We start from the raw sequence: 25,099 nt of genomic DNA, 5'->3' as shown, positions 1-25,099 counted from the left end.
AACCGTGCACCTACGTCGTGCCCTGGTCGCGCCGCTCCCCGTGCCCCCGTGGGCGCTCAGTCGCAAACGTTCGCAGGACCTTCGCCCCTTGCCTCCTTCGGCTTGATCCGAGTGCGAATGGATGATCAAAATGCGAAGGTATGGTCGAAGTGGCTCATGTCGGACCACGACGACCGAAACGGAGAAACCCAGGTGGCGCGCAGCGTGTACGTGACCGGGATCGACCGGGGGGACGGCAGGCAGGCCGTCGAACTCGGGGTCATGGAACTGCTCACCCGCCAGGTGGACCGGGTCGGCGTCTTCCGGCCGCTGGTGCACGCCGCCGCGCCCGGCGAGCCCGGCACCGACCACGTGGTCGAGCTGCTGCGGGCCCGTTACCGGCTCGACCTGACCTCCGCCGAGCTCTACGGCCTCACCTACGAGGAGGCCGCCGCACTGCAGGCCGCGCAGGGGCAGGACGAGCTGGTCTCCACACTGGTGGATCGTTTCCGCGCGATCGAGCGCAAGTGCCAGGCCGTGCTGGTACTGGGCACCGACTTCGCCGACACCAACATCCCGGACGAGCTGGCCTTCAACGCCCGGCTCGCCAACGAGTTCGGCGCCTGGGTGCTCCCGGTGGTCGGCGGCCACGACGAGGACGCGCAGGCCGTCGTCGCCGAGGTGCGTAACGCGCACCGCGCCTACCGCGACCTGGGCTGCTCCATTCTCGCGATGATCGCCAACCGGGTCACCCCCGGCGCCAAACAGCAGATCCAGCGGGTGCTGACCGAGAAGCTGCCGATCCCGGCCTACGTGATCCCCGAGGAACTCGCGCTCGCCGCGCCGACGGTGGCGCAGCTGGTCGAGGCGACCGGCGCGGAGGTGCTGCTCGGCGACGCGGCGGGCCTGGCCCGGGACGTGCGGAGTTTCGTCTTCGGCGGCGCGATGCTGCCGACCTTCCTGACCGCGCTGACCGAAGGCGCGCTGGTGGTGACGCCCGGCGACCGGGCCGACCTGGTGATCGGCTCGCTCGCCGCCCACGCGGCCGGCGCCCCGCCGATCGCCGGCGTACTACTGACACTCGGTCAGCACCCGGGCTCGAACGTGCTGGCGCTGGCCGCCCGGCTGGCCCCCGGCACCCCGGTCGCGGTGGTCCCGGAAGGCAGCTGGCTCACCGCCGCCGCACTCACCCACCTGGAGGGCAAGCTCACCTCGACCAGCCCCCGGAAGGCCGAGATCGCCCTCGGACTCTTCGAACTACACGTCGACACCGCCGAGTTGACCAGCCGGATCGAGCTGAGCCGGTCCGAACGGGTCACCCCGATGATGTTCGAGCACGCCCTGCTGGAGCGCGCCCGGGCCGACCGCCGACGCGTGGTACTGCCCGAGGGCACCGAGGAGCGGGTGCTGCGCGCGGCCGAGATCCTGCTGCGCCGCAACATCTGCGACCTCACCCTGCTGGGCGACCCGGAGCTGGTCCGCCGCAAGGCGGCCGGCCTCGGCATCGACCTCCCGCACGCCGACCCGGCCGCCGACCGCGCCCAGTTGCAGATCGTCGACCCGGCGACCAGCCCGCTGCGCCTGCAGTTCGCCGAGCTGTACGCCAAGCTCCGCGCCCACAAGGGCATGACTGTCGAACTGGCGCTGGACGTCGTGACGGATGTGAGCTACTTCGGCACCCTGATGGTCCAGGAGGGCATCGCCGACGGCATGGTCTCCGGCGCCGTGCACTCCACCGCCGCCACCATCCGCCCCGCCTTCGAGGTGATCAAGACCTCGCCGGACGCCGCGATCGTCTCCTCGGTCTTCTTCATGTGCCTGGCGGACAAGGTCCTGGTCTACGGCGACTGCGCGGTCAACCCAGACCCGGATGCCCAGCAGCTCGCCGACATCGCCATCCAGTCGGCCGAGACGGCGGCCCAGTTCGGCGTGGAGCCCCGGGTGGCGATGCTCTCGTACTCGACCGGCACCTCGGGCTCGGGCGCGGACGTGGACAAGGTCCGCAAGGCCACCGAACTCGTCCGCGCACTCCGCCCGGGCCTGCTGGTCGAGGGTCCGATCCAGTACGACGCGGCCGTGGACGCCCATGTCGCGGCGACCAAGCTGCCCGGCTCCCCGGTCGCCGGGCGGGCCACGGTGTTGATCTTCCCGGACCTCAACACCGGCAACAACACCTACAAGGCCGTCCAGCGCTCGGCCGGCGCGGTGGCGGTCGGACCCGTCCTGCAGGGGCTGCGCAAGCCCGTCAACGACCTGTCGCGCGGTGCGCTGGTGGAGGACATCGTCAACACCGTCGCGATCACCGCCATCCAGTCCCAGAGCGGACAGTCCCAGAACCCCCTAGGAACCACCCAGTGAGCGCAGGCACCCGCGTCCTCGTCCTCAACGCCGGCTCCTCGTCGGTCAAGTACCAGCTGATCGAGATGCTGGACGGCTCGCGGCTGGCGTCGGGCCTGGTCGAGCGGATCGGCGAGACCAACGGCCGCCTGGTCCACACCCAGCGCGGCGGGCTCCAGCGGGAGTCGCTGCAGGCCTTCCCGGACCACGACGCGGCGCTGAAGTCCGTCGCCGAGGAGCTGGCCGCCGACGGGGTCGGCCTGGACTCCCCCGAGCTGGCCGCGATCGGCCACCGGGTGGTGCACGGCGGGCTGCGGTTCACCGCGCCGACGATGGTGACGGACGAGGTGCTGGCGGAGATCCGCCGCCTGATCCCGGTCGCCCCGCTGCACAACCCCGCCAACATCACCGGCCTCGAGGTCGCCCGCGCGCTGCGCCCGGACCTCCCGCAGGTCGCGGTCTTCGACACCGCCTTCCACGCGACCATGCCGGAGCACGCCGCCCGGTACGCGATCGACAAGGCGGTCGCGGACGAGCACCGGGTCCGCCGGTACGGGTTCCACGGCACCTCGCACCAGTACGTCTCCCGGGCGACGGCCGCCCTGCTCGGCAAGGACCCGGCCGAGCTGAACGTGATCGTGCTGCACCTGGGCAACGGCGCCTCCGTGTCGGCGGTGGCAGGCGGCGTCTGCGTGGAGACCTCGATGGGCCTGACGCCGCTGGAGGGCCTGGTGATGGGCACCCGTTCGGGTGACGTCGACCCCGGCGTGGTCTTCCACCTGCACCGGGTCGGCGGGTTGACGATCGATCAGATCGACGATCTGCTGAACCGCCGCAGCGGCCTGCTCGGGCTCTGCGGGGACAACGACATGCGCGAGATCATGCGGCGGTCCGACGAAGGGGACGCGGACGCCAGGCTCGCGTTCGACACGTACATCCACCGGCTGCGCAAGTACATCGGCGGGTACTACGCCGTGCTCGGCCGGGTGGACGCGATCGCGTTCACGGCCGGGGTCGGCGAGAACGCCGCGCCGGTGCGCGCGGCGGCGACGGCGGGGCTGGAGCAGCTCGGCATCTCGGTGGACGCCGAGCTGAATTCGGTCCGTTCCGGCGAGGCGCGGGTGATCTCACCTGAATACTCGCGGGTAACCGTGGCGGTCGTACCGACCGACGAGGAGTTGGAGATCGCGCAGCAGACCTTCGCCCTGGTACACGCGGCCGGCTGACCGCATGTCAGCCGCCTGTCTCACTCCTCGGAATGCTTCGTTGGCGATTCCTCACCACTCGGGCGGAATGCACCTATAACACGAACGGATAGACTGACGGATATGCGCCGAGCGAAAATTGTCTGCACCCTGGGTCCGGCCACGGACTCCTACGAACAGCTCAAGGCCATCGTCGAAGCGGGCATGAACGTCGCCCGACTCAACATGAGCCACGGCTCCCACGCGGAGCACGAGGAGCGGTACCAGAAGGTCCGCCAGGTGGCCGGGGACACCGGCCGCACCATCGGTATCCTGGCCGACCTTCAGGGCCCCAAGATCCGGCTGGCGACCTTCGCCAACGGACCGGTGACCGTCGACAACGGCGACGAGTTCACCATCACCACCGAGGATGTGCCCGGGGACCAGCACATCTGCGGCACCACCTACAAGGGCCTGCCCGGCGACGTGAAGCCCGGCGACCCGATCCTGATCAACGACGGCGTCATCGCCCTGGAGGTCGTCAGCGTCGACGGCCCCCGCGTGAAGACCGTCGTTGTCGAGGGCGGCGTGCTCTCGAACAACAAGGGGATCAACCTCCCCGGCGCGGCCGTCAACGTGCCGGCCCTGTCCGAGAAGGACAAGGACGACCTGCGGTTCGCGCTGGCGTTGGGCGTCGACATGATCGCGCTCTCCTTCGTCCGCAACGCCGGTGACATCGACGACGTCCACAAGGTGATGGACGAGGTCGGCATCCGCGTCCCGGTCATCGCCAAGATCGAGAAGCCGCAGGCCGTCGAGGCGATGGAGGAGATCGTCCTCGCCTTCGACGCCATCATGGTCGCCCGTGGCGACCTGGCCGTGGAGTACCCGCTGGAGCGGGTGCCGCTGGTCCAGAAGCAGCTGATCACCCTGGCCCGCCGCAACGCCAAGCCGGTCATCGTCGCCACCCAGATGATGGAGTCGATGATCCACGCCTCGCGGCCGACCCGCGCCGAGGCCTCCGACGTCGCCAACGCCATCCTCGACGGCGCGGACGCGGTCATGCTCTCCGCCGAGTCCAGCGTCGGCAAGTTCCCGATCGAGACCGTCAAGACCATGAGCCGGATCTGCGAGACGGCCGAGGAGGAACTGGTCCGCCAGGGCCTCCAGCCGCTCAACCCGGGCCGCAAGCCGCGCACCCAGGGCGGCTCGATCGCCCGCGCGGCCTGCGAGCTGGGCGACTTCCTGAACGCCGAGTCGCTGGTCGCCTTCACCAAGTCCGGCGACACCGCCCGCCGGCTGTCCCGCTACCGCTCGCCGATCCCGGTGATCGCCTTCACCCCGGACGCCGCCACCCGCAACCAGCTCTCGCTGAGCTGGGGCGTCGAGGCGTACGTGACGGAGCAGGTCGAGACCACCGACGAGATGGTGCTCCAGGTCGACCGTGAGCTGCTGGCGATGAACCGTCTCAGCGCGGGCGACACCGTCATCGTCACCGCCGGCTCGCCCCCCGGCATCCCCGGCAACACCAACATGGTCCAGGTCCACCACCTGGGCGCGCGCGGCGGCGTCTGACCGCTGCGCTCCTGCATACGCCTGTGGGGCGCCCTCTCCGGTCGGAGGGGGCGCCCCACGGGCGTGTCTGCTCTTCAGGATCGGGTAACCCAAGGGGCGCGAGGAACTGCGCGAAACGGAAGGCAACGGTCCGCAGCCTTCCGCTTCGCGCAGTTCCTCGCGCCCCTGTCTGTAGCCGGCGCCCTCAGTTGGCGTATGGGGCGTTGTCGTTGAACATGTGCATGCCCGGGATGGTCAGGGCACCGCCGAACTGGCCTGCCTGTACGGCCGTGACCTGCGTGAACTCCAGGTCCAGCGGGATCGGGATCGCGCCGATCAGGTCGTACAGCCACTGCGGCAACGTGGTCGGGGTGAGCGTGATCTCGCCGAGGTCGATCGGGATCGGCAGGCCGAGCACCTTGCTGAGGTGGCCCGAGAGTCGCTCCACGTACATGGTGACCGGGCCGTTGCGCATGGTGGAGGTCGAGCCGGGACGGCTCTGCACGTGGAACGTCACGCCGTTACCCTCCAGAGTCGACATGTCGAGATTCTCGATGTCGACGTTCTGGACCACGAACTTCAGCACCCGCTTGGTGGTCGTGGCGGTCTTCACGTCGACCAGCCCGAAGAACTGGGCGTGGTTCAGGCCCAGCCGGGTCGAGAGCAGCGTCCAGTTCTGCTCGGGAACGACCCGGTCCGACTCCTCACTGTGGGCGGTGAGCGCGTTGGTGCTCACCTGGCAGTTCGGGTTCTTGGACGGCGACGCGGACGGCGAGGCAGCGGGCTTGGGCTGCTTGCTCACGGGCGCCGAGGGCGAAGCCGGGGCAGTGGCCGGGGCCGACGCGGGCGTGGAGGCAGAGGCGGACGCGACGGCGCCGGCCTCGCCCGCCGGAGGCGCGGCGGGCGCGGACGACGGAGCCCCCGGCGCGGGCGTGGTACCCGGGTCGGGCGTCGACGGCGGCTGCACGGGCACGGGCGGGGTGGACGGGTCGGTGGTCGGCGGCGGGGTGGGCGGCTGGCTGGGGTGCAGGCCGCCGTGGCTACCGGGGTGCAGGAGGCCGTCCAGGATGTCGCCGATGATCCCGTGCGACTGCACCCCGGCGGCGGACGCGCTCGGCGACGCCGAGGCGGTGGGCGACGCCGACGCGGTGGGTGATCCCGAGGTGCTCGGTGATCCCGAAGCGGTGGGCGCGATGGCGGTGGGCGCGATGGCTGCGGCTTGCGCGGCGGTCACGGCGTGCTGGGTCACCGCGTGGTCGGTGATGGCGGGCGGCGAGACCAACGAGTGCGGCGTGCTCGGACCGGGCGCGGGGGTACCCGGCTGCTGGGTGGGTGCCTGCGTCGGCTTGGCCGGCTGCGAGGGCAGCGCCGTGGGCACCTGGACGGTCGACCCGGACGGGTTCGGCACCGGGGTGATCGCGCTCTTCGGGACCGGCGTCTCCTGGAGCACGGTGTCCGCGGCGCTCGCGCAGGTCTGGCTCTTCTGGGTGTCGGCCATCGCAAGCGTGGGGATCGTCCCCATCAGCAGCGCGGTCGGCACGGCGGCGATCGCGATCGCCCGGCCACGCAGACGGTTGCGCGTGCTGATCCTGGGGGCCGCGTGCCGGGGCCCCGGCACGGCCGCGCGCTCGGCGGCCCGGTCGCCTCTGTCGGTCACCGCTGCTCCCCGGGGTCCACGGCCTCCGACTGGGCGTGCTGCTCGGGGGCGTACTGCTCAGCGACGTACTGCCGCTCCGGCCCCTGGGCCACGGTCTCGGCGACGCCTTCAGTCCCTGGCTGCAACTTCAGCGGGGCCCAGGCGCAGAGCAGACCGCCCGCGAGCAGACCGGTGATCAGCCCCATGCCGAAGCCGCCCAGGTTCGAGACCGGGACGGATATCAGGGCCAGGATGGTGACGGCCACTCCGCAGAAGATCCGGACGAGCGGCTGGAACCAGGCGGTCAGCCCCAGGGTCATCATCAGCAGTCCGATGATCAGCGAACCGGCCCCGGCCGTGGTCGCCATCGTCATCGTGAGCCCGGCCAGGTGCAGCTTGGCGTAGGGGAAGTACATGATCGGAAGGCCCGCGATCATGGCCAGCAGGCCGCCCCAGAACGGGCGGGTACGCCGCCACGTGCGGAACTTCAGCCTCAGACGGCCGAAGCCGCCCGTCTCTTCGGGCCACTCGGCGGCAATTGCGCTGGACATGGTGCGAGCTCCTCGATGATGGGTACGAGGGGATATCTGGTGGTGCGGCCGGGAGCGACCGACCTGGGAGGCTCCCGACCGCAGGCTCTGAGGCCAACGGCACCCGCCGTCGGCCGTCAGAGGCCTAGTAGCACTCGGTGCCGCCGTCGCCGGGGTCGCCGGCCTTGGTCACCGAGAGCTTGAGACCGGGCAGCTTGAACGTGCCGGCCGAGGTGGACCAGGCCGTCTGCTGGACGTTGGTCAGGTGCGCGTGCGGCGCGGCCTGGCCGAACATGCCGGATGTGCCCTGCGCGTGGCCCGGGAGGGTCGCCGCGTCCTGGCCGATGTTGATGCCGCCCTTGCCGCCCGGGGTGGTGGTGTCGCCCGGGTTGTCGAACGTGGCGTCGGCGTTGAGCGAGTCGAGACCGATCATCAGGTTGGTGGCCTTGACCGGGTTCGAGACGTCGTCGCCCGCGTGCAGCTTCAGGATGTACGTGCCCAGCCCCGGGACGGGGATCGGCACGGACTGGCAGAGGTGCTGGATGGTGGCGGAGTCGAACGCCGAGACGGCGACGGGGTGAGCCGCACCCGAGCCCTGGTCGACCGAGCCGTACTGGGCGAAGTTCGTACCGTCCAGGTCGGCGGCGGTGACCTTGAACTTCATACCCGAAACGCTGAACGAGGCGGCGAGCGCGCTGCTCGCCAGGCCGACGCCGATCGCGGCGGTCGCGGCGATGCTGGGCACCATCACCAGGGCGAAGCGCTTCCAGCTGGTCTTGCCGTAAGTCTGGGACATGCGAGTCCTCCTTCTAGGACGTACATCTCCGGCCGTATCCGGTGCTTCCCGCACGGGAGTTGGCCTGGGATGGGAGAGAGCTACGTCCTCGGTAGCGGAGAGCGCCTCGGGAATCGGCGGAACGGGGAGCTGCCGTCACTTGCTGGCACTCCCTTCCTGGCACCGGCTGCCTCACGGCAGCGGGTACGACCGACGACACCGGCGATCACCCCCGAGCGACAACCAGCGACCGCGCGGGATGCGCGACCGCTTGAAGGACAGGAACCGCGCGTGGGATCCGCGGATACCCCCCTGCCCTGAGTGCCTCCGACCGGAGCCGGGGGCCGCCCGGTGGGGATCCCCAAACAGAGGGGACCGGGCGTCGCCGATCGTGCTTGAATCCCGGGCGAAGCACAAGGGGTTCGTTACTGACGGGTAATCCAACAGCAGATGTCATTGATCATGGAATCCAAGGCGTGGACACTCAGCGTGACGCCATGGAGGATTCGTGTCGCCGAAACTCCGTCGAAACAAGGGCGAAACACCCCTCGGCGGCCACCATTGGTGACCGCCGAGGGGTATTGTCAAGATTTGATAAAGCTCTGATGTTCTGGCCGTTTTGTCGTCAAATCACCACGGACACCGCAGGTCACCGACCGTGCCACCCGGCCCGACTTCAGCAGGTCGGCGCCAGCGTCGTACCACCGTCAGAACAGCACCCGGGCCAGCGCGCTGCGCGCCGCCGTCACCCTCGGGTCCTCCGGGCCGATGACCTCGAACAGCTCCAGCAGCCGCAGCCGCGTGGTGTCGCGATCCGCACCGAACGTCCGTCCGACCGTGTCGACCAGCCGACCGAAGGCGTCCTCGACATGGCCGCCCACCAGGTCCAGATCGGCGGCGTCCAGCTGGGCCGCGACGTCCTTCGGGTTCTCGGCGGCGGCCGTACGGACGGCCTGCGGCTCCAGCGCCTCGACCCGGCGCAGCAGTTGGGCCTGCGCCAGTCCGAGCTTCGCCTCGGTGTTGCCGGGCTGATCGGCCAGCACGTTCTGGTACGCCTGGACGGCGCCGCCCAGGTCACCCCGGTCGAGCGCGTCGTGCGCGGCCGAGAGCGCCGGGTCCACCGGTGCGTACGAGGCCGCCGCGCCCTCGCCGGCGGGACCGCCGGGGGTGCCGGTGCCGCCGACGATCCCGAAGCGCTGCTCGGCGACGGCGATCAGCTGGTCCAGGATCTTGCGGACGTTGGCCTCGTTCTCGGCGCCCTGGAAGAGCGGTACGAGCTGGCCGGCGACGACCGCCATCACGGCCGGGATGCCCTGGATGCCGAACTGCTCGGCGATCAGCTGGTTGGAGTCCACGTCGATCTTGGCGAGCACGATCCGGCCGGAGTACTCCTCGGCCAGCCGCTCCAGGATCGGGCTGAGCTGCTTGCACGGGCCGCACCACTCGGCCCAGAAGTCGACGACCACCGGGACCTCGGCCGAGCGCTGCACGACCTCGGCCTCGAAGGTGTCCTCGGTGACATCGATGACCAGCGGGTAGAGGGGGCCCTCGGGGGCGGTTCCGGCCGCTTCCGCAGCGGCTGCCTGGCGGGCCCGCTCGGCCCTGGCCTGCTCGGCCTTCTGAGCGGCCTCACCGGCCGCCTTCACTGCGGCGAGGTCGACCGCACCGCGCAGGGCGGAGCTGTTGAGATGCGAATTCCGTGGCTGCATGGCACTATCCTCCCCCGTTCGCCCGACTGACGGGCACCAACCGCCGGGAAAGCCCGTCCCGGATTTCCCGCACTCCCCGGACCGTCCGTACTCGGCCGCCCCCTCGTAGCCGCCGAACCTGCAGCCACCGAACCTGTAGCCGCCGAAGCGCTCCTGTGGGGTCTCCTCCCCCACGGAGCCGACCCGGAGCCGACGCGGATCCCCACCCGCGCCCCGCGTCCGCCCGATCCCTGGGTCCGGACGCGTGGTTGTCGCTCTTTCGCTACAGGTCGTAGCGTATCTCTACCCCGGTCCCCCGTCGCAAGCCCCCCTGGCCATCCCGGGACGTGAGCTGTCCCACTTTCCCGGCATGTCCGACTGCCGCAGGGGTCCACATGTCGCTACCGTTACGCATCTCAGAGAAGTTACTGGCAAGTAAATCGCAAGGAGGCTCGGTGGCCCCCACCACCCGGCAGCCCGTCTCCCCGGGCCCCGCCGCGCCGCCACGGGGCAAGGGCCGCCCGCGCAGCGCCACCGCCGACCGGGCGATCCTGGACGCCACCCGGGCCGCCCTCGCCGAGCTGGGCTGGGGCGGGCTCACCATGGGCCACGTCGCCACCCGGGCCGGCGTCGCCAAGACCACGCTGTACCGCCGCTGGCCGTCCAAGAACGAGCTGGTCGTGGACGCCGTGGCGTCGCTCTTCGACGACCTCGAGATCGCCGACCTGGGCAGCCTGCGGGCGGACATCGAATCCGTGGTCGCCCAGTTCGCCGACCTGCTCTCCCGCCCGGAGACCCAGGCGGCCCTGCTCGCCCTCTTCGCCGAGGGCTCCCGCGACCCGCTGCTCCGGCGCCGCATCCGCGAACGGATCGTCGACCCCCAGAAGCACCTGGTCCAGCAGGGCCGCGCCCTCGCCCAGGAACGCGGCGAACTGAGCCTCGACCAGGACGAGGCCACCGCCTGCGAGGAGATCGACATCATCTTCGACACCATCGCCGGCGCCGTCGAACACCGCATGCTCGTGATCGGCGAACCCGCCACCCCCCAGTGGATCCACCGCTTCACCACCCTCCTCCTCAGCCCCCTCCCGGGCCTGACCGCAGCCGCCGCCGAGCCGCCCCCCGCCGAATAGCGGGGATACCCCCACCGAAAGTCGGTGTCGCCGGGCGACCGCAGTGTGTGACGATTCGCCTTGCTACCGGGGGGTGGCATCCGTTCACGCACAGGCGACCCATGAGGTCGCGCACTGCGAAGAGGGCAAATTCTGACGATATCTCTGCATCTCGACTGATCGCGTCGCAGGACGACGCGGCCTCCTCCCTGGACACAGCTGTCTACCGAGGAGAACGGCGAAAGTATGCAGAAAAAAGTCCCCAGGCGCGCGAGTGCAGCGCGTCACGCTCTGACACGGGTGTTGGGGGTGACCGCCCTTACGACGGCGGCATCGCTGGTCGTGTCGGTGGCGCCGGCTACCGCCCACGCCGCTTCCCGGGTCGCAGCTGATGCGGCGTCGGCTACGGAGCTGGCTTACTACCCCCTGAGCGATGCTTCCGGCGCCACGGCACACAACTACGTGCCGGGCTCGGACGGCACACTCAGTGATTCCGGGACCTGGCAGGGCGCGCTGACCGACGCGGACATAGCCCGCGTCGTGGCCGCACCGTCGGCCCCGGACTACCTGGCGCAGGCGGCCAAGGTCCGGGAGGCCGTCTGCCGCCTCGGCTACGCCTTCCAGGAGGGCGGCCCGGCCGTGAAAGCGGCGGCTCAGGCGGGCCTGTCCGGCAGCGACACCCAGAAGATCACCGCTTCGACCTCGTTCATCTACCCCAACTCGCAGGACCGTGCTGCGGCACTGGCCAAGACCGACGAGCTGAACAAGCGGCACGATGCCTGGAACAGCCAGCTCGCCGGCCTCACCGGGCCGCCCGCGAAGTCCGACTGGGATTTCCAGCACTCGCCCGACTTCGGCAAGGAGATCGGCGGGTTCTACGGCAACCGGATCTTCCTGGACGACTTGTCGTTCACCAACACCGAGCTGTCCCCGCGCGCCTCGCAGGCCTCGGTGGACGCAGCAGTGAAGGTCTACAACGCCCGTTACGGCCAGGATGTCCCCGCGAACGCCGGGGACCGCCAGACCTGGGAGAACGTCCTCCACCCGAAGGACCCCACGAGCCCGCTGTGGGCGGACGACTACCGCATGTTCCTGCAGTACGGCGGGTTCCCCACCGCCGCTCCGGCGCCCGGCTCGGTGGACTTCCGGATGGACGCCGAGGCACTGAAGGTCCGCTTCGCGGGCTGCACCAGCACCAACCCGCTCGACCCCCACCACGTGCTGGGGGCGGAATCGGTGACGGCGGCTGCGGAGTGGAAGGCCGAGCTCGACGCGCAGGCCGGGCCCCGAGCCGACATCCTCGCCGCCGAGTCCGTCGCGTCCGCCGACCTGGCCACGGCCTCGGAGGCGATGGTCGAGGCGGTCGGACGGTCCTGGACCGCCGGTCAGCTCACCAAGTGGCAGGCATACTGGCTGAGTTACAAGAAGAAGGACGACCTCTCCTACCCCAAGCCGGCCACTTTCGACCAGGTCAAGCGAGCGATCGCGGACGACCAGAACCGGGCGAAGGCCCAGCTCGACATCGCCAACAAGGCCGCTGCCGACGCGCAGACCCAGACGGCGAAGGTGACGGCCGCCCAGGCCAAGGCGGGCGGCATCGCCGCCGCCAACGGCACCCCGTACGGCCGGGGTCTCGCCTACGCCCAGCAGTCGGCGCAGGTCGCCAAGGCGTCTGCCGCCGCCGCGCAGGCTGCGGCCAAGGCCACCGAGACGGCCTACAACGCCACCAAGGCGATCAGCGCGGACAGTGCCGCACTGATCGCACTGGCACAGACCCAGGCGCACGGGCAGCAGGCCGAGTTCCAGCGTGCCGCCGCCCAGGAGGCCGCCGACCAGGCCCACACGGCGGCGGTCGCCGCCAAGACGCAGGCCGCCCAGGCTGCGCAGCAGGCGGCCCGGGCGCACACCGACCGGGCGACCGCCGAGAAGGCGGAACAGAACGCCCGCGACGCGGCCGGCCGGGCCGCCCAGCAGCAGGCGGTCGCAGAGCAGGAACGGGGCAACGCCGCCCACTTCCGGACCACCGCCGATACCGAGCGGGCCAAGGCCGGCACGGCCGAGGCCACCGCGAAGTCCCAGGACGACGCCGTCCAGGCCGCCCGCGACAAGGCCCAGGCCGACGCAGGTACCGCTGCGACCAAGCGCTCCGACGCCGACGCCGCCGAGGCCAAGGCCGCCACCGCCCGTAACACGGCGTTGGACGCCGAAACGCGGCGCGACGCGCTGGCCGCCAAGGCCGCCGCCAGCGAGGCCGCCGCAGCGGCTGCGGACGGTACCCAGGCCGCAGCCGACGCACGGGCAGCGGCAACGCAGGCACGTGCCGAGGCGGATGACGCCGGTACGGCCGCTACGGCGGCTCGCGCTGCGGCAGGCGACGCCACCACGGCAGCGGTGGCCGCCCGGCAGGCCGCGACCGAGGCCACCGGCGCCGCAGACCGCTCCCAGGCCGCCGCGAGCGCGGCCGCCGCTGACGCCGCCACCACCAAGGCCCAGGCAGCGACGGCGCATTCGGCCGCTGCCGACGCCATCAACGCGACCGACCAGGCAAACGGCAACGCCAACATCGCCCAGGCAATGGCAGCCAAGGCCAAGGCCGAGGCGGACGCGGCGAAGGCCGACGCCACGGCGGCCCGTACCGAGGCCGACCAGGCACAGGCGGACAGCGCTGTGACGGCCGGTCAGGCGTACGCCGCCGCACTCGCCGCGAGCGCGGCCGGTGACTCAGCCGCAGCCGTGACCAGGCCCGCCAACGACGCGATCGCCCTGGGCACCCCGTTCCGCGAGACCGACTCCTCCGCCGGCCTGGCCGTCCTGGTCGGACAGGACGCCAAGACCTTCGCCCAGCAGCAGGACGCGCTGGCCAAGGCCAAGGCAGCCCAGGCGACCCAGGCCGCCAAGGACGCGGCAGCCGCTGCGGCCAAGGCCGACAAGGACGCCAAGGCAGCGGCCCAGTCCGCCGCCCAGGCGGCGAGCGAAGCCGCGAACGCACTGCAGTCAGCCGCCGACGCGCACACCTCAGCAGCGGCAGCAGCGACCGACGCGGCAGCCGCCGCCAAGGCCGACGCGGACACTGCCCAGCTCAACGCCCAGGCCCAGCAAGCCGCTGCTGCGGCCGCCACTGCCGCCGCAGCAGCGGCAGGCGACGCGGAGGCAGCCCGTAACTCCGCCACCGCCGCCGAGACGGACGCCGCGAGCGCCCGTCAGGCAGCCGCCTCGGCAACCGCCGCAGCCGACCAGGCCCGGACCGCCGCAACCCAGGCCGACAAAGACGCCACCGCAGCCGAACAGGCGGCAGCAAACGCCCGAAAGAGCGCCGAACAGGCACAGCAGGCCGCGCAGCAGGCCGAAAACCAGCAGGCCCAGACCACGCTGAGCAACGGCGGGGCGACTGGTGTCCCGCACATGTTCACCCAGCAGAAGGTCACCCCACTGGGTGATCCGACACCCGACAACGAGTGCGTCCTCGGGCTCGGCAACAGCGGCTGCGACGTCACCTTCACGCTCCGTTTCAGCCTGACGGTCGACTTCTACCTCTGCGACGACCAGACCGCCCCTGCCGACGTCACCGCCGCGACCTGCCCGGCCGCCGACATCATCTGGCTCGGCAGCCAGACCACACCCGAGCAGACCGCGAAGGTCACCCACCATTTCAGCAACTGGGACATCGTCTCGACAGTCGACAAGGCCCTCCTCAAGAGCTTGTGGGCAGGCATTGCCAAGGACTTCGTCGACTGCTCCAAGGGCAGCGTCAGCGGCTGCGCCTGGGCCGCCACCTGGTTCGTCCCAACGTCCAAGATCCTCGAGGCATCCAAGCTGCTGCTGGCCGTGGAGGAGGCCATCCGCACGGGTGTTGGACTGGACAAGGCAGTTGACGCCCTCAACGTCACGGGCAAGGCGGGCGTCGGCGCGACGGTGATCGCGCGGCTGCAGATGGTCACCGGGATCACAGCGAGCGGTACGACAGCCGAGCAACTCGCCCGGCTGGTGCACGTGTACCGGCTCGGCTGGGACTCCACCAAGGTGAAGTTCCTCGCCGACGAGGCACAGACAGCAATCCTGTTCGAGAAGCAAGCCGGGACCGACTTGATCAGGTACGAGCCCCCGGCGCCGGTTCCTGGCCAGTCGACTCCGCCATCACCGGATTGGGTCGACGCGGCGGGGAAGACTTATGACGCCATGGGTCGGAATCTCACCGCTGACCTCTTCAAACAGATGTGGGCCAAGACGGGGAAGAGCGGCCTCATGGCGACGATCACCAAGCATGTCGCGAAGTGCGATGTGACAGTGTTCGATGTAACGAACATCGGCGCCGACAACATCGCCACGCTCAGGACCTATCTCACGGACAACAACCTGCTCTCGAAGGTGGTACTGGTCGGAGAGCACAGTTGACCAGGCGGCGGTACAACAGCGGGGCTACGAGCATGGTGGCGGGAGGGCAATGAGCAAGGAGATCAGTGTCTCCGACGAGTACATCTGGACCACGAGCACAGGGTTGTACCAGTGGGTCCTCGAGTACTTGGAGAGCCGGATTCCGGATCGGGAACTGTGGGACTTCGTTGAAGCCGAGGGCTATGCGGCCGTCGACAACTTCTTCGTCAGCGACCTGCCTGAGCCTCACCGCCACCGGGTCCTGCGGGTGCTGGCCGAGGGGGCGCCAGAAGCGTACGCCACGTGGCGCTTTCCGTCGCCACAGGAACGGGCCGAAATCCGCCGCCTCATCAGCAGTCTGGAGATTCTCTCGATGATGGCTGCCGAGGTCCTGCGGGAGCTGAACGGCGGGGAGGCGCAGTGAAGTACTACAGCGTCTCCGTCTCCGACGACTACGGCTGGATTATGTACTACGGGCAGGCTCCGATGTTCGACTGGCTCGTGGATTTCCTTCGGGATCGCGTGCCCGGAATGAGCGACCACAGCGTGCGGGAGTCCGCCGACGCCGTGCACCTGTATCTGCCTGAGCTGCCCGCGCCCCTTTACCGGCAGGTGCTGGAGGTGCTGGCGCATCAAGCTGCTCCGGCAGCGCAGGAAGCCGTGCGGACCACGCTCAACGGCGTCTACCCCGTATCCGATGGTTGGGACAGAGCGGTTCCCGCAGTCGGCGACGTGAAGACCATCGCTCTGATCTCCCGCAGGGTCCTCACCCGAGGTCGTTGAACCCGAAAGCAGGGTCGTGCCCTACTGCGGCCCTCACGACTGCGACGCCCCCGACCAGACCGGTTGCCCGGCAGGTCGGGGGCGTTCGACTACCTCCTGAGATAGCATCACGGGCTATGTCTAGGCGGCGACCTGGCTCAGCTCCCAGGTCCAAACCACTAATACCGTCCAGGAGTGATCGGCCCCAGGTGCTGCAAGGACCTCCACTGATGGATCACCAGCAGTTGCTGGCTGCCCTTCAGCAGGCCGGGGTGAACGACCAGTCGTTCTGTATCCGGGGCCACAGGCTGCCCGGCTGGTTCGATGAGGGCGGGGTGCTCGATCAGGCGGAGGACGGCCGCTGGTTCGTGGGCGGAGTGGAACGCGGTCGCCTCAACGTCGACCGCTACTTCGAGTCCGAGGAAGCAGCATGTCAGCACGTCTATGACCTGCTGACCCGCACCCGCCCCGCACCCAGACAACGCACTCCCGAGGAGCGGGCCGCAGATCGGGAACACTCCCGGCAGCGCCAGGCCGAACTACGCCAGGAGATGGCGGACTGGAAGGCCCAACAGCAGAGCGACGACGTGTAGCACCAACCAGTACGAAGCCTCAGGCCTCACACCTGGTACCGGTCCGGCGCAAAAGCCTGGAGGTTGGCGGCGATCCAGGCGGAGGTGCGGCGCAGGCCCTCGTCCAGTGGGATCCGGGGCTGCCAGCCGGTCAGGTCACGGGCCTTGGTGTTGTCGGCGAGCAGGCGTTCGACCTCGCTGCCGTTCGGGCGGAGGCGGGAGGGGTCGACGACCACGCGGGCGTCGGCACCCGAGGCGGTGATCAGGGCCTGGGCGAGGTCGCCGATGGAGATCTCGCTGCCGGTGCCCAGGTTGAGCACCTCGCCGTACGCGCGCTCCGAGCGGGCCGCCGCGAGGAAGCCCTCGGCGGTGTCGGTGACGTAGCTGAAGTCGCGGGTCGGGGTGAGCGAGCCGAGCCTGATCTCCCGTGCACCCGAGTGGAGTTGGGCCAGGATGGTGGGGATCACCGCGCGGGCGGACTGCCTCGGCCCGAAGGTGTTGAACGGGCGGACGACCGAGACGGGCAGCTCGAAGGAGTGCCAGTACGAGAGGGCCATCATGTCCGCGCCGATCTTCGACGCGGAGTACGGCGACTGCGGCTGCAACGGGTGCTGCTCGCTGATCGGTGCGGTGATCGCCGTCCCGTACACCTCACTGGTGGAGGTGTGCACCAGCGAGGCCCCGTGCCGCAGGCAGGCCGCCGCGACGTTCTGGGTGCCGCTCACGTTGGTCTGCACGTACGCCTCGGGCGACTGGTAGCTGTACGGGATGCCGATCAGTGCCGCGAGGTGGAAGACGGTGTCGCAGCCCTGCACGGCGTCCAGCACCCGGCCCGCATCGCGGACGTCGCCGGCCAGCATCTCGACCTCTCCGCCCGCCAAGTAGCGGGCCAGGTAACCGCGTTCGGCGTACGGCTTGTAGTGCACCAGCGCTCGGACGTCCGCACCGCGCTCGACCAGCAGGTCCACCAGTGTGCTGCCGATGAAGCCCTCGGCGCCGGTGACCAGTACTCGCTTGCCGTTCCAGTCGCTCATGCGACCCTCCTTGATTCGATTTCGACAACGGGTCGGGCGGTCCGCCCGATGACGCTCAGCACCTTGGCCGCCAGCAGGTCCGCCGCCCGCGCGTGGGTGCCCGGGTCGGCCGCGCGGCCCATCGTGGCCAGCCGCAGCGGGTCGGCCAGCAGCGGTTCGACGAGGCTCGCGAGCCGGTCGGCCGTGCACTCGCCGTCGGGCAGCAGCAGCCCGGCACCGGCGTCCGAGAGAACGCGCGCGTTGTGCGTCTGGTGGTCGTGCGGGGCGTGCGGGTACGGCACCAGGACGGACGGCAGGCCGACGCTCGCCAGCTCGGCGACCGTCGCCGAACCGGCCCGGCAGACCACCAGGTCGGCGGCGGCGTACGCGAGGTCCATCCGGTCCAGGTACGGGACGGCCGAGGCGATCGGCGAGCCCGCCAGCCGGGCCCGGACCTCGTCCAGGGCGGCCGGCCCGGTCTTGATCAGCAGCCGGACGTCCCGGCGCCCCCGCCAGCGCTCGGCGAGTCCCACCGCCGCCTCGGTCAGCCGGGCCGCGCCCAGGCTGCCGCCGTTGAAGAGCACCAGCCGCTCGCCGGGCGCGACGCCGAGCCGGATCCGCGCGGCGGGCCGGAGCGCCGCCCGGTCAAGCCCGGCGACCGCGCCGACCATCGGCATCCCGACCGTCTCGGCCGACGCACCCGCTCCCGCCGGGAGGTGCTCCCTGGTCCGGTCGAAGGCGAGCGCCAGGTGCGGGGTGAGCCGGGCGGCGAAGCGGTTGGCCCGCCCCGGCACGGCATTGGACTCGTGCACCACACTGGGCAGCCCGGCCAGCCGCGCCCCGACGATCACCGGCGCGCTCGGATAACCGCCCATCCCGACCGCGACCTGCGCGCCCTGCTCGCGCAGAATCTCCCGGCACTGGGCGCCCGAGCGCAGCAGATCGGCGGGCAGCAGGTACCGGCGCAGCCCGAGCGAGGCGTCGAACGGGATCATGTCGACGGTGTGCAGGCGGTAACCGGCCTGCGGGATCAGCCGGGTCTCCAGGCCGCGTTCGGTCCCGACGAAGGAGATCACCGCCGCCGGGTCGGCCCGGCGCAGCGCCTCGGCCAGCGCGAGGCCCGGGTAGATGTGCCCGCCCGTACCACCCGCCCCGATCACCACGGACAGCCTGGACGGTCCGGAATCGCTGTGTTCTGTCATGACACCGGAGCCTGTCGAGCGGAGGTAAGAGAGTTCTAATAGCCCGGTTTGAGAGGGTTGTCCCCATGAGCAGCCCGGCAAGAGCACTGAAGGTCCTGGTGGTGGACGACGACCCGGAGGTACGGGCCGCCGTCGAGGACGGCCTCGCCGTCGAGGGGTACGCCGTGCGCGGTGCGCCCGACGGGCTGGCCGGGCTGTCGGAGTTGTCGGCCTGGCAGCCCGACGCCGTCGTCCTGGACGTGATGATGCCCGTACTGGACGGTCTGGCGGTCTGCCGCCGGGTGCGGGCGCTCGGCGACCGGGTGCCGATCCTGGTGCTGACCGCCCGCGACTCGGTCAGCGACCGGGTGGACGGACTGGACGCGGGCGCCGACGACTACCTGGTGAAGCCGTTCGCGCTGGACGAGTTGACCGCCCGACTGCGTGCACTGCTGCGCCGAGCGGCCCCCGCCGAGCCCGAACACGCCTACAGCTTCGCCGACTTGACGGTCGACCCGGTCAGCCGGACGGGCAACCGGGCCGGGCGGGCACTGGAGTTCTCCCGCACCGAGTTCGCCCTGCTTGAGCTGCTCCTGCAGAACCCGGGCCAGGTACTGCCACGCGAGTTGATCATGGAGCGGGTCTGGGGATCCGACTTCGGGCCCGACTCCAACTCCCTTGCGGTGTACGTCGGCTACCTCCGCCGCAAGCTCGAAGCCGGCGGCGCGCCACGGCTGGTGCACACCGTGCACGGGGTCGGCTACCGACTGGACGAGGAGTGAGGGCGCACGCCCGCTGGCGCTCCCGGCGCCCGCTGCGCACCCGGCTGGCACTGGTCACCTCGGCGGCGGCGGCACTGGTCACGCTGGGCGTGTGCGCGGCCGGATTCACCATCATCCGCTACGAGTTGGTGCATCAGCTCGACCTGACGCTGACCCAGCACGCGACCCTCGTCCAGCAGCAGTACCGGGGTCAGGGCCCGCAGGTGGTCTACGGCGAGTGCGGGTACCTGGCGGCGCCCGCGTGCACCCAGATCGTGCCCGCCAGCCCGGCCGCCGACCCGCCGAGGCCGTACCTCCTGCCGGTCACCCCGGCGACCCGCCAGGTCGCCGCCGGGCAGCGCGGGGCGTACTTCGACGGCATCACCGTCAGCGGACACCCGGCCCGGATGCTCACCACGCCGTTCGGGACGGGCCAGGCAGTGCAGGTCGCCCTGCGCTCGGACGCCGTCCAGAAGGGGATCACCCAGGCCGGGGAGCTGATGGCGGTGGTGGCGGGCGCGGGCATCCTGCTCGCGGGCGGGCTCGGCTACGCGGTGGCCCGCACCGGACTGGCCCCCGTCGCCCGACTGACGGCGACCGCCGAACGGATCGCGGCGACCCGGGACGCCGGCGTACGGATCGACCTGCCGGCCGGGCGCGGCGAGGACGAAGTGACGCGGCTGGCAAGGACGTTCAACACCATGCTCGGCGCCCTGGAAGAGTCCGTCACGGCCCAGCGCCGCCTGGTCGCGGACGCCTCGCACGAACTGCGCACACCACTCACGGCACTTCGCACCAATGCCGAACTGCTGGCCAAGTCCGATCGCCTGACGGACAGTCAGCGATCCAGGGCGACCGCCGGGTTGCAGCGCCAGCTGCGCGAGGTGACGGGACTGGTCAACGACCTGATCGAACTGGCCCGGGACGAGGAACCGCAGGCGCTGGTCGAGTCGGTCCGGCTGGGCGGGCTGCTGGAGCACTCGGTGGACACCGCCCGGGGCCACTGGCCGGAGATCGAGTTCCTCAGCGTCATGACGGGCGACCCGACCGTCCGGGGCGTACCGGCCCGGCTCTCCCGGCTGTTCGCCAACCTGCTGGACAACGCGGCGAAGTTCAGCCCGCCCGGCGGCCCGGTCGAGATCACCCTGCACGACGGCCCCGAACTGACCGTCCGCGACCACGGCCCCGGCATCGCCCCCGAGGACCTCCCGTACGTCTTCGACCGCTTCTACCGGGCCTCCGCCGCCCGGGCCCTACCGGGCTCGGGCCTCGGCCTCGCCATGGCCCGCCAGATCGCCCGCGCCCACCATGCCGAACTCACGGCGGAGGCGGCCCCCGGCGGCGGGGCGCTGTTCCGCCTCCGCTTCACCTGACCTCTCAGAACAAACCACAGGGGTTCACGCCTTGGAACCAAGGCGTGAACCCCTGCACCCCCGGAGGGAACCTCAGAAAGACGGAATCTCCCGGTAGATGCCCCACTCCGCCCGCAGCGTGTTGCAGATCTCGCCGAGGGTGACCTCCGCGCGGATGGCGTCCAGCATCGGCGGGATCATGTTCTCCCCGGAGCGGGCGGCAGCCAGCATCGCGTCCAGACCGGCCCGGACGGCATTCTCGTCGCGGGCGGCCTTGCGGGCGGCCAGCACGCGGACCTGCTCGCGCTCGACCTCGTGGCTGACCCGGAGGATCTCCAACTCGGGGGTGACACTGCGGGGGTGGCAGTTGACGCCGACGACCCGCTTGTCGCCCTTCTCCAGCGACTGCTGGTACTGGAAGGCCGCCTCGGCGATCTCGCCGGTGAAGTAGCCCTCCTCGATACCGCGCAGGATGCCCGCCGTCATCGGCCCGATCGGGTGGTCCTCGCGGCCCTTGTCGAGAATGCGCTGGAAGATCGCCTCGGCCTGCGCCTCGATCCGGTCGGTCAGCGCCTCGACGTACCAGGAACCGCCCAGCGGGTCGGCGACGTTCGCGACGCCGGTCTCCTCCATCAGCACCTGCTGCGTACGCAGTGCGATCTCGGCGGCCTGCTCGGACGGGAGCGCGAGCGTCTCGTCCAGGGCGTTGGTGTGCAGCGAGTTGGTGCCGCCGAGGACGGCCGACAGGGCCTCCACCGCAGTACGCACGACGTTGTTGTACGGCTGCTGCGCGGTCAGCGAGACGCCGGCCGTCTGGGTGTGGAAGCGCAGCCACTGCGCCTTGTCGGTCTTCGCGCCGTAGCGCTCCTTCATCCAGCGGGCCCAGATCCGGCGGGCGGCGCGGAACTTGGCGATCTCCTCGAAGAAGTCCAGGTGCGCGTCGAAGAAGAACGAGAGACCGGGTGCGAAGACGTCCACGTCCAGACCGCGCGAGAGGCCCAGCTCGACGTAGGCGAAGCCGTCCGCCAGGGTGTACGCCAGCTCCTGCGCGGCCGTCGCGCCGGCCTCACGGATGTGGTAGCCGGAGACCGAGAGCGGCTTGTACGCCGGGATGCCCTCGGCGCAGTACGCCATCAGGTCGCCGATCAGGCGCAGGTGCGGCTCGGGTGCGAAGAGCCACTCCTTCTGCGCGATGTACTCCTTGAAGATGTCGGTCTGCAGCGTGCCGTTGAGCACCGCCGGATCGACGCCCTGGCGCTCCGCCGCGACGATGTACATGCAGAAGATCGGGACGGCCGGGCCGCTGATCGTCATCGAGGTGGTGACACCGCCGAGCGGGATGTCGTTGAACAGCACCTCCATGTCGGCGGCCGAGTCGATGGCGACGCCGCAGTGACCGACCTCACCGAGCGACTTGGGGTCGTCGGAGTCGTAGCCCATCAGCGTCGGCATGTCGAAGGCGACCGAGAGGCCGCCGCCGCCGGAGTCCAGGATCATCCGGTACCGCTCGTTGGTCTGCTCGGCGTTGCCGAAGCCGGCGAACTGGCGGATGGTCCAGGTCCGGCCCCGGTAGCCGGTGGCGTGCAGGCCACGGGTGTACGGGTACTCGCCCGGCCAGCCGATCCGCTCGAAGCCCTCGACCGGCTGCCCGGGCGGCGGGCCGTAGACCGGGTCGACCTCGTCGCCGCTCAGGGTGCTGAAGTCCGCGTCACGCTTGCGGGCCTTGTCGTACCGCTGCTGCCAGCGCTGCCGGCCGGCCTCGATCTCGTCGGCGTCCATCGACTCCGTACTCCACTCCGTACGGCCGCCACGACATCGGGACGGCACAGCTAGTAGGACGTCCTACCAATTTACTCGGACGTCCTAGTATCTGTCGATGGCAGCTGGGTAGTGGAAAGAGCACCCTGCGGAAAGGGCACCGTGCCGAAAGGGCACAGAAAAGCGCCCTCCCCGCGAACGGGAGAGGGCGCCGGAAGACTCTGTGCTCAGGCGTTGACGGGCTCAGGGGCGACAACCAGCCCGGAGACCTCGCGGGTGACCTTGCGCTCGACGAAGAAGACGGCGGTCGGGACCGTCCCGGCCAGCAGCACCCAGGCCAGCTTGCCCATCGGCCACTTCGCCTTGGTACCGAGGTCGAAGGCGAAGACCAGGTAGATCACGTACAGCCAGCCGTGCGCGATGCCGACGGCGGTGGTGAAGCCGGCCGCACCCGAGATACCCAGCACGTACTTGGCGATCACGCCCAGGGTCAGCAGGATCAGGAGGACACCCGTGACATACGCCATGGCCCGGTAGCGGGTCAGCACACTCTGCTTCATGCCATCGAGGGTAACCGTCCGCTTCGGGTGCTTTTGCCGCGCCCCTACACCTGCGGGGGCGTGAAGTCCCCGGCGTCCACCCGCAGCGGGCGGAGCAGCTCGAAGACCTCGTGGCACTGCGCCTCGGTGTAGCCCTCCAGGCCGAAGTCCATCGCCATCAGCTCCCGGGTCGCCTGCTCGACCACCTCGCGCCCGCGTGCGGTGATGCTGGCGAGCACGCCCCGGCCGTCCAGCGGGTTGGGCCGCCGGGAGACCAGGCCGGCCCGCTCCAGGCGGTCGACGGTGTTGGTGACGCTGGTCGGGTGGACCATCAGCCGCTCGCCGATCTTCGAGAGCGGCAGCTCCCCGCTCCGGCTGAAGGTGAGCAGCACCAGCGCCTCGTAGCGGGCGAAGGTCAACCCGTACGGCTTGACCACCGCGTCCACCCGGGACAGCAGGATCTGGTGGGCTCGCATCACCGAGGTGATCGCCGACATGGCGGGGACGCCGCCCCACCGGCGGGTCCAGAGTTCGTCGGCGCGGGCGATCGGGTCGAAGTCGAGAGCGAGGGGCTTGGACACGCCCCCACCGTACCGGCGGGCCCGCGAGCGGGAAGCAGGCGTCCACGATGGTGGACGCCTGCCACCCGCTACGCGCGGATGCCGGGCGCTCCGAAGGGGAGGCCCGGCATCCGCGCTCTGCGCGTCCGGATCAGGCGGCGGCCGGCTCGGCCTTCGCCGGGTACTCGCCGCGCTCCTCCTTGGCGAGCATCCGCTCGGCGAAGAACCCGCCGGTCGGCAGGCACGCGAGGAGGAACAGCAGCGCCGCGCGCTTGTTGTCCCAGCGGCGCTCCTGCCAGGCGACGTAGAGGAAGACCACGTACAGGATGAACAGGACGCCGTGGATCCAGCCCATCGGATAAACAGCGTCGAAGCTGGTCGTGCGCTTGAGGACCGAGCACGTGATCAGCAGGAGGAACGACAGGCCCTCGGGTGCGGACACAAGGCGCAGGCGGTGGACGGCGCTGCTCTTCACAGGGATTACCTCATAGACGGGTCGGCAGGCTTGTGAACCGGCGCACAAGCGTTCGTCCATTATCACCGACCTGACGTACGCCCTCCGGCCGGGGTGCCCATATTCTTCTGCCGCACGGTTCTGACCGACAGACCCGCGCCGAAGTCCTGCTCACGGGGGAGTCACCTATGTTCAAGATCGACTGGAATCGCCGGACCTGCTCGAAGCGCGGCCACGTCACGTACGCGCCCACCGAACCCGCGCTGCGCGCCCGACTGGAGGCCCACACCGAGCTCGGCGAGGTCTGGCGCTGCCTGCGCTGCGGGGACTTCGCACTCGGCGCACCGCACGGTTCCGGCCCCGCCGGGCAGGCGCCGCTGGTGCCGCGCGGCAAGGCGCTGCGGGACCTGTTCATCCTCCGCTTCCTCGCGATCGAGCGGCTCTTCCGTGGTGTGCTGATCATCCTGATCGCCTGGGCGGTCTGGAAGTTCTCCAACAGCCAGGACGCGGTCCGGGAGTTCTTCGACCAGAACCTGACCGTCCTCAAGCCCGTCACCGACCACTTCCACTACGACCTCGAGCACTCCCCCATCGCCGACACCATCCGCAAGAGCTTCGACTACAAGCACAGCACCCTGCTGATCGTGGCGGGCGCCCTGCTGGCGTACGCGCTGATCGAGCTGGTCGAGGCGGTCGGGCTCTGGCTGGGCCGACGCTGGGCGGAGTACCTCACGGTGGTGGCGACCGCCGCCTTCCTCCCGCTCGAGGGGTACGAACTCACCCACCACGTCAGCGCGGTGAAGGTCTGTACGCTGCTGCTGAACGTCGCTGCAGTGGTCTGGATCCTGGTCTCCAAGCGACTGTTCGGGCTGCGCGGCGGCGTGGTGGCTTTCGAGGCCGAGCGGCACTCGGCCTCACTGCTGGAGGTCGAGCAGGCAGCCGGCACACCGCGCGCGGCCGTGAAGAGCGCCTGACGTCCTG

The 25,099-nt window shown here is 70.5% G+C and carries 21 protein-coding genes; 11 read left to right on the top strand and 10 right to left on the bottom strand.

Translation table 11 applies throughout. From position 1 onward, the window contains the following. Positions 1–192 precede the first annotated feature (192 nt). From pta to pyk, 3 genes are all read left to right on the top strand, one after another. Positions 193–2,337, top strand: coding sequence for a phosphate acetyltransferase (gene pta, locus P3T29_RS06605; protein ID WP_280715334.1), 2,145 nt, complete (start codon positions 193–195; stop codon positions 2,335–2,337). Next, the gene (locus P3T29_RS06600; RefSeq protein WP_280715333.1) at positions 2,334–3,542 is read left to right on the top strand and encodes an acetate kinase; all 1,209 of its coding nucleotides are present in this window, start codon (positions 2,334–2,336) and stop codon (positions 3,540–3,542) included. Before pta ends, P3T29_RS06600 begins: the two co-directional genes overlap by 4 nt. Positions 3,543–3,644: 102 nt before the next feature. Then, positions 3,645–5,075 (top strand): pyruvate kinase, encoded by a 1,431-nt coding sequence (gene pyk, locus P3T29_RS06595; protein ID WP_280715332.1) that lies wholly within the window; start codon positions 3,645–3,647, stop codon positions 5,073–5,075. Positions 5,076–5,259: 184 nt separating this feature from the next. On the opposite strand, the gene P3T29_RS06590 is transcribed toward pyk, so the two are convergent. The 4 genes from P3T29_RS06590 to trxA form a co-directional block, all read right to left on the bottom strand. After that, on the bottom strand, positions 5,260–6,711 hold the full coding sequence (locus P3T29_RS06590; protein WP_280715331.1) for a hypothetical protein: 1,452 nt from the start codon (positions 6,709–6,711) through the stop codon (positions 5,260–5,262). Continuing rightward, positions 6,708–7,241, bottom strand: a complete 534-nt coding sequence (locus P3T29_RS06585; protein ID WP_280715330.1) for a DUF6114 domain-containing protein — start codon at positions 7,239–7,241, stop codon at positions 6,708–6,710. Before P3T29_RS06585 ends, P3T29_RS06590 begins: the two co-directional genes overlap by 4 nt. A gap of 124 nt (positions 7,242–7,365) precedes the next feature. Beyond that, positions 7,366–8,016, bottom strand: a complete 651-nt coding sequence (locus P3T29_RS06580; protein WP_280715329.1) for a DUF6230 family protein — start codon at positions 8,014–8,016, stop codon at positions 7,366–7,368. 686 nt (positions 8,017–8,702) lie between these two features. Beyond that, complete coding sequence (gene trxA / locus P3T29_RS06575; protein ID WP_280715328.1) at positions 8,703–9,704, bottom strand: thioredoxin; 1,002 nt, start codon at positions 9,702–9,704, stop codon at positions 8,703–8,705. A 434-nt stretch (positions 9,705–10,138) separates the two neighbouring features. Between trxA and P3T29_RS06570 the strand changes: the two genes are divergently transcribed. The 5 genes from P3T29_RS06570 to P3T29_RS06550 all read left to right on the top strand — a co-directional run bounded on the left by P3T29_RS06570 (position 10,139) and on the right by P3T29_RS06550 (position 16,521). Continuing rightward, a complete protein-coding gene (locus P3T29_RS06570) occupies positions 10,139–10,816 on the top strand; it encodes a TetR/AcrR family transcriptional regulator (RefSeq protein ID WP_280715327.1) in 678 nt (225 codons plus the stop codon). A gap of 288 nt (positions 10,817–11,104) precedes the next feature. Continuing rightward, complete coding sequence (locus P3T29_RS06565) at positions 11,105–15,187, top strand: hypothetical protein (RefSeq protein ID WP_280715326.1); 4,083 nt, start codon at positions 11,105–11,107, stop codon at positions 15,185–15,187. Positions 15,188–15,236: 49 nt separating this feature from the next. Further along, complete coding sequence (locus P3T29_RS06560) at positions 15,237–15,590, top strand: hypothetical protein (protein ID WP_280715325.1); 354 nt, start codon at positions 15,237–15,239, stop codon at positions 15,588–15,590. Beyond that, positions 15,587–15,949, top strand: a complete 363-nt coding sequence (locus P3T29_RS06555; RefSeq protein ID WP_280715324.1) for a hypothetical protein — start codon at positions 15,587–15,589, stop codon at positions 15,947–15,949. Before P3T29_RS06560 ends, P3T29_RS06555 begins: the two co-directional genes overlap by 4 nt. Before the next feature lie 209 nt (positions 15,950–16,158). Further along, positions 16,159–16,521: a hypothetical protein gene (locus tag P3T29_RS06550; protein ID WP_280715323.1), complete on the top strand. Its 363-nt coding sequence runs from the start codon at positions 16,159–16,161 to the stop codon at positions 16,519–16,521. A 26-nt stretch (positions 16,522–16,547) separates the two neighbouring features. On the opposite strand, the gene P3T29_RS06545 is transcribed toward P3T29_RS06550, so the two are convergent. Then, positions 16,548–17,534, bottom strand: coding sequence for an SDR family NAD(P)-dependent oxidoreductase (locus P3T29_RS06545; RefSeq protein WP_280715322.1), 987 nt, complete (start codon positions 17,532–17,534; stop codon positions 16,548–16,550). Beyond that, positions 17,531–18,715, bottom strand: a complete 1,185-nt coding sequence (locus P3T29_RS06540; protein ID WP_280715321.1) for a UDP-N-acetylglucosamine--N-acetylmuramyl-(pentapeptide) pyrophosphoryl-undecaprenol N-acetylglucosamine transferase — start codon at positions 18,713–18,715, stop codon at positions 17,531–17,533. Before P3T29_RS06540 ends, P3T29_RS06545 begins: the two co-directional genes overlap by 4 nt. Before the next feature lie 65 nt (positions 18,716–18,780). Between P3T29_RS06540 and P3T29_RS06535 the strand changes: the two genes are divergently transcribed. Further along, a complete protein-coding gene (locus P3T29_RS06535; RefSeq protein ID WP_280715320.1) occupies positions 18,781–19,476 on the top strand; it encodes a response regulator transcription factor in 696 nt (231 codons plus the stop codon). Then, positions 19,473–20,828, top strand: coding sequence for a HAMP domain-containing sensor histidine kinase (locus P3T29_RS06530; protein ID WP_280715319.1), 1,356 nt, complete (start codon positions 19,473–19,475; stop codon positions 20,826–20,828). Before P3T29_RS06535 ends, P3T29_RS06530 begins: the two co-directional genes overlap by 4 nt. Positions 20,829–20,900: 72 nt before the next feature. Here P3T29_RS06530 and P3T29_RS06525 read toward each other — a convergent pair whose 3' ends face one another. The 4 genes from P3T29_RS06525 to P3T29_RS06510 form a co-directional block, all read right to left on the bottom strand. Beyond that, the gene (locus P3T29_RS06525; protein WP_280715318.1) at positions 20,901–22,586 is read right to left on the bottom strand and encodes a methylmalonyl-CoA mutase family protein; all 1,686 of its coding nucleotides are present in this window, start codon (positions 22,584–22,586) and stop codon (positions 20,901–20,903) included. Between the two features lie 206 nt (positions 22,587–22,792). Next, positions 22,793–23,125, bottom strand: coding sequence for a DUF3817 domain-containing protein (locus tag P3T29_RS06520; RefSeq protein WP_280715317.1), 333 nt, complete (start codon positions 23,123–23,125; stop codon positions 22,793–22,795). A gap of 44 nt (positions 23,126–23,169) precedes the next feature. After that, the gene (locus tag P3T29_RS06515; protein ID WP_280715316.1) at positions 23,170–23,685 is read right to left on the bottom strand and encodes a MarR family transcriptional regulator; all 516 of its coding nucleotides are present in this window, start codon (positions 23,683–23,685) and stop codon (positions 23,170–23,172) included. Positions 23,686–23,815: 130 nt separating this feature from the next. Beyond that, positions 23,816–24,145 (bottom strand): DUF3817 domain-containing protein, encoded by a 330-nt coding sequence (locus tag P3T29_RS06510; protein ID WP_280715376.1) that lies wholly within the window; start codon positions 24,143–24,145, stop codon positions 23,816–23,818. A gap of 161 nt (positions 24,146–24,306) precedes the next feature. Here P3T29_RS06510 and P3T29_RS06505 point away from each other — a divergent pair, with 161 nt between their 5' ends. Beyond that, entirely contained in the window at positions 24,307–25,092 is a 786-nt protein-coding gene (locus P3T29_RS06505) for a DUF2127 domain-containing protein (RefSeq protein WP_280715315.1), read from the top strand. Positions 25,093–25,099 lie beyond the last annotated feature (7 nt).

The sequence above is a fragment of the Kitasatospora sp. MAP5-34 genome (assembly GCF_029894335.1).
Taxonomy (GTDB): Bacteria; Actinomycetota; Actinomycetes; order Streptomycetales; family Streptomycetaceae; genus Kitasatospora.
Note: the sequence above shows the minus strand (reverse complement) of the source record. Positions and strands in the feature narration are given on the sequence as shown.